Origin of the sequence: Corynebacterium sp., assembly GCF_030826625.1 — a bacterium.
GTDB lineage: Bacteria > Actinomycetota > Actinomycetes > Mycobacteriales > Mycobacteriaceae > Corynebacterium.
Map to the genome: position 1 here is coordinate 1 of NZ_JAPJNQ010000023.1, position 3,444 is coordinate 3,444.

A 3,444-nucleotide genomic window follows, 5' to 3' on the forward strand; every position below is an offset into this window, starting at 1 on the left:
AGTGATAGTAGAGTGACGCCTGCCGGATGCCCACCGCATCGGCGATCTGGTGGGTCGAAGTCATTGCGAAACCTTGCGTGGTGAACAACTCGGAAGAAGCATCTAAGATTTCTTCGCGAGCATTCGCTCCGCGCCTTCGCGGTCGATTTTTACGCGGGCGACCGACAGTTCCCGTCATTAATGACCTCCCTTGTGCGCTCAAACATGGTGCAAGGCAATGCCCTTCAAGGTTACACAAAAGTTGGCCTTAGAAACCTCCGCGTGGATTCTCTTGGATTCTACGTGGATTCTAGGCGAATTCTATGGGTCGACATGCAAAAACCCCGGTACCTGTCGTCTATATGTGACGAGGGGACCGGGGACTTCAGACTTGATGGCTGCTGTTGTTGCCTTGTTCTGGCCCGTCTTAGCGGGTGGTGAACGGCAGGAGTGCCATCTCGCGTGCGTTCTTGATCGCAGTAGCAACCTGACGCTGCTGCTGCGGGGTCAAGCCGGTGACGCGACGGGAACGGATCTTGTGACGATCCGAAATGAACAGGCGCAAGGTTTCAGTATCCTTGTAATCCACCTGAGTGATGCCACGTGCCTTCAAAGGGTTCTTCTTTGGGCGACGGGACTGTTCCATGCGGAACTTCTTTTGGTTATTACGCTTCGAAGCCATGGTGGTGTCCTCCCTTTACCAGCTGGACTTACGAACGCCAGGAAGCTCACCATTGTGGGCCATCTGACGCATACGGACACGGGACAAACCGAACTTACGCAGGTAGCCGCGTGGGCGACCATCGTGGGAGTCGCGGTTACGAACACGCACCGGCGAAGCGTCGCGTGGCTGCCGGTTCAGCTCGAACTGGGCATCCAGGCGCTCTTCTTCGGATTTGGTCTGGTCTTTAATGATTGCCTTGAGTTCAGCGCGACGCTCCGCATAGCGGGCAACGATTTGCTTGCGCTGCTCATTCTTGGCGATCTTTGACTGTTTAGCCATTTCTATCGCTCCTCGCGGAATTCGACGTGCTTACGGGCAATCGGATCGTACTTCTTCAAGCTGATGCGATCCGGGTTGTTGCGCTTGTTCTTGCGGGTCACGTAGGTGTAGCCAGTGCCAGCAGTAGATTTCAGCTTGGTGATTGGGCGAATGTCATTACGGGCCATCGTTATACCTTCTCTCCCCGAGCGCGAATCTTCGCGACAACGGATTCAATGCCATCGCGGTCGATGATCTTGATTCCTTTGGTGGACACGGTCAACGTGATGGTCCGGCCTTCAGAAGGCAGGAAGTAACGCCGACGCTGGACGTTGGGGTTCCAACGACGCGACGTGCGGCGGTGCGAGTGCGAGACTTGCTTGCCAAATTCTGGCTTGCGTCCCGTTACCTGGCAAATAGCCGACATGGGTAATCTTTCTCCTAGCCGCCCACATCGTGACTGATTGCTGCAGTACCAACTAGGCCCTCGAAATGTGAGGGTGTGAGGGTTGAAGGCCTAGGCGCTGCGTATGACCAGTTGACGGGGCGTTTGCGAACATTTCGACAACAGCAATCAAAAACGTTACACCTTGTTTCAGGAAAAACCAAGTGTAAAGAGTTATTTTCCAAATCAGTCACATGGCTGTAAGATATCTGGAGTTGTCCGTAATCGAACCCAACCTGGGTGCGATCTTCCCCGTGGGCTGTTGCTTGTTGAGAGTTAAGTGGCGTTCATGGTGGGAGAACCGGCCCAGTTACAAACCTTAGGGAATCGAGAGATGAAAAAAGATATTCACCCGGATTACCACCCAGTGGTCTTCCAGGATGCCGGTACCGGCACTCAGTTTCTGACCCAGTCCACCGCGACTTCCGATCGCACCACTGAATATGAAGGCAAAGAGTACCCACTGATCGTTGTGGATGTTACGTCTGAGTCCCACCCATTCTGGACCGGTGCGCAGCGTGTCATGGACACCGCAGGTCGTGTGGAGCGTTTCCAGAACCGTTTTGGCGCTATGGCTCGCCGTCGCAAGAAGAACTCATAAAGGAGGGTAGAAGAACATGGCAGTTCCTAAGTTCAAGAAGTCCCGTGCGAACACCCGCATGCGTCGTTCACAGTGGAAGGCTGACAATGTCGCCCTCCAGGAAGTCAAGATTGACGGCCAGACCGTGCGTATCCCACGTCGTTTGGTGAAGGCTGCACAGCTCGGTCTCGTTGACGTTGAAGAATTCTAAATAACAAGAATTCATCACAGCTCAGTTAGCTAGCACGACTGCTAACAGGCAGATTTTAAATCCCCAGCCCTGTTTCCTGATTGCTCAGGACAGACGCTGGGGTTTTTGTATGCAGTGGTTTTTGTATGCAGTAGTCTGGCACGCACCTTGGAAGCGATTGCTAGAGTGGTAAAGAAAAATAATGCATAAAGCTAATTATTAAATAGCCAGCAGAGTATCAAAACCAGCTACACAGCAAGCAGACAGTCAGGTCTTTCATAATGTCATCTATGAACGAGAACGGATCCTACGGTCGCCACGGTCAGCCTGGCAACGGTCAGCCATCTTCCCAGCCGCCATCCCCAAATCAATCGCCTTACCAGTCTTGGAATGAACCGCACCGGCAGGATGTCTCGTCGGCATCGAACCCACCGACTCAGGATTTTGGAGAGCGACCGACTGCCCAGCAGCCTTCCGTGCAAGACGTCAACGAACAGTGGCTATCGCAGGCTGGACAGTCCGAATCTGCTGCTCATTCCGCGGCTCCGGTACATGAAGTACCCGTCCAAGTGAAGAAACAAAAGCGTAGCCTCGGGCTGGTTCCAGCACTTGCGCTCATGCTCGCAGGCTCTGTGACCACCGGGGTTATTACCGGAGTTGTGGTTTCTTCCGGGGCCGATAGCTCGCAGCATCCTGCCACCACTGTGAGTGATAATTTGAACCATCCGGTATCGAATAATCAACAGCCTCCCGCTGAAGGGTCCGTGGAACAGGTGGCTGACAAAGTGGTCCCAACCGTCGTGTCCATTCGGGTCGCTAACCAACGCCAGGTAGCCGATGGTTCAGGCTCAATTATTTCTTCGGATGGTTACGTGTTGACAAACCATCACGTCGTCGCAAACGGTGAGAACGGGCAAATTCAAGTCACTACGAGCGATGGAACCCGCCACCCGGCTGATTTCGTTGCTTCCGATCCAGCTACCGATATCGCTGTGATCAAGATTCGCGATGTCTCGGACTTGCCGACGATCGGCTTTGGCAATTCCGATGATGTCCGTGTTGGGCAGCAAATCGTCGCCATCGGTTCTCCGCTCGGTCTGAGCTCGACTGTCACTTCGGGTATCGTATCGGCAGTCGATCGACCTGTTCGTGCATCGCAGCAAGGTGGCGAATCTTCATTGATCGATGGCATTCAAACCGATGCCGCGATTAACCCAGGCAACTCCGGTGGACCGCTCGTCGATATGCGCGGCACCCTCGGGGGGATG

The 3,444-nt window shown here is 54.0% G+C and carries 8 protein-coding genes; 3 read left to right on the top strand and 5 right to left on the bottom strand.

Going from position 1 to position 3,444, the window contains the following annotated elements; all coding sequences use genetic code 11:
* The 5 genes from RCH87_RS04335 to rpmB form a co-directional block, all read right to left on the bottom strand.
* On the bottom strand, window positions 1-178 hold a 178-nt coding region (locus RCH87_RS04335), incomplete at its 3' end, for a TetR/AcrR family transcriptional regulator (RefSeq protein ID WP_306515530.1).
* A 228-nt stretch (window positions 179-406) separates the two neighbouring features.
* Window positions 407-661, bottom strand: a complete 255-nt coding sequence (gene rpsR, locus RCH87_RS04340; protein ID WP_306515506.1) for a 30S ribosomal protein S18 — start codon at window positions 659-661, stop codon at window positions 407-409.
* A 15-nt stretch (window positions 662-676) separates the two neighbouring features.
* Window positions 677-982: a 30S ribosomal protein S14 gene (rpsN, locus tag RCH87_RS04345; protein WP_306515507.1), complete on the bottom strand. Its 306-nt coding sequence runs from the start codon at window positions 980-982 to the stop codon at window positions 677-679.
* Window positions 983-984: 2 nt separating this feature from the next.
* Window positions 985-1,149, bottom strand: coding sequence for a 50S ribosomal protein L33 (gene rpmG, locus RCH87_RS04350; RefSeq protein WP_018121214.1), 165 nt, complete (start codon window positions 1,147-1,149; stop codon window positions 985-987).
* 2 nt (window positions 1,150-1,151) lie between these two features.
* On the bottom strand, window positions 1,152-1,388 hold the full coding sequence (gene rpmB, locus RCH87_RS04355) for a 50S ribosomal protein L28 (RefSeq protein WP_018121215.1): 237 nt from the start codon (window positions 1,386-1,388) through the stop codon (window positions 1,152-1,154).
* A 352-nt stretch (window positions 1,389-1,740) separates the two neighbouring features.
* On the opposite strand from rpmB, the gene RCH87_RS04360 reads away from it, so the two are divergent.
* The 3 genes from RCH87_RS04360 to RCH87_RS04370 form a co-directional block, all read left to right on the top strand.
* The gene (locus tag RCH87_RS04360) at window positions 1,741-2,007 is read left to right on the top strand and encodes a type B 50S ribosomal protein L31 (protein WP_306515508.1); all 267 of its coding nucleotides are present in this window, start codon (window positions 1,741-1,743) and stop codon (window positions 2,005-2,007) included.
* Window positions 2,008-2,023: 16 nt separating this feature from the next.
* On the top strand, window positions 2,024-2,197 hold the full coding sequence (gene rpmF / locus RCH87_RS04365; protein WP_018121217.1) for a 50S ribosomal protein L32: 174 nt from the start codon (window positions 2,024-2,026) through the stop codon (window positions 2,195-2,197).
* A 269-nt stretch (window positions 2,198-2,466) separates the two neighbouring features.
* On the top strand, window positions 2,467-3,444 hold a 978-nt coding region (locus tag RCH87_RS04370), incomplete at its 3' end, for a S1C family serine protease (RefSeq protein ID WP_306515509.1).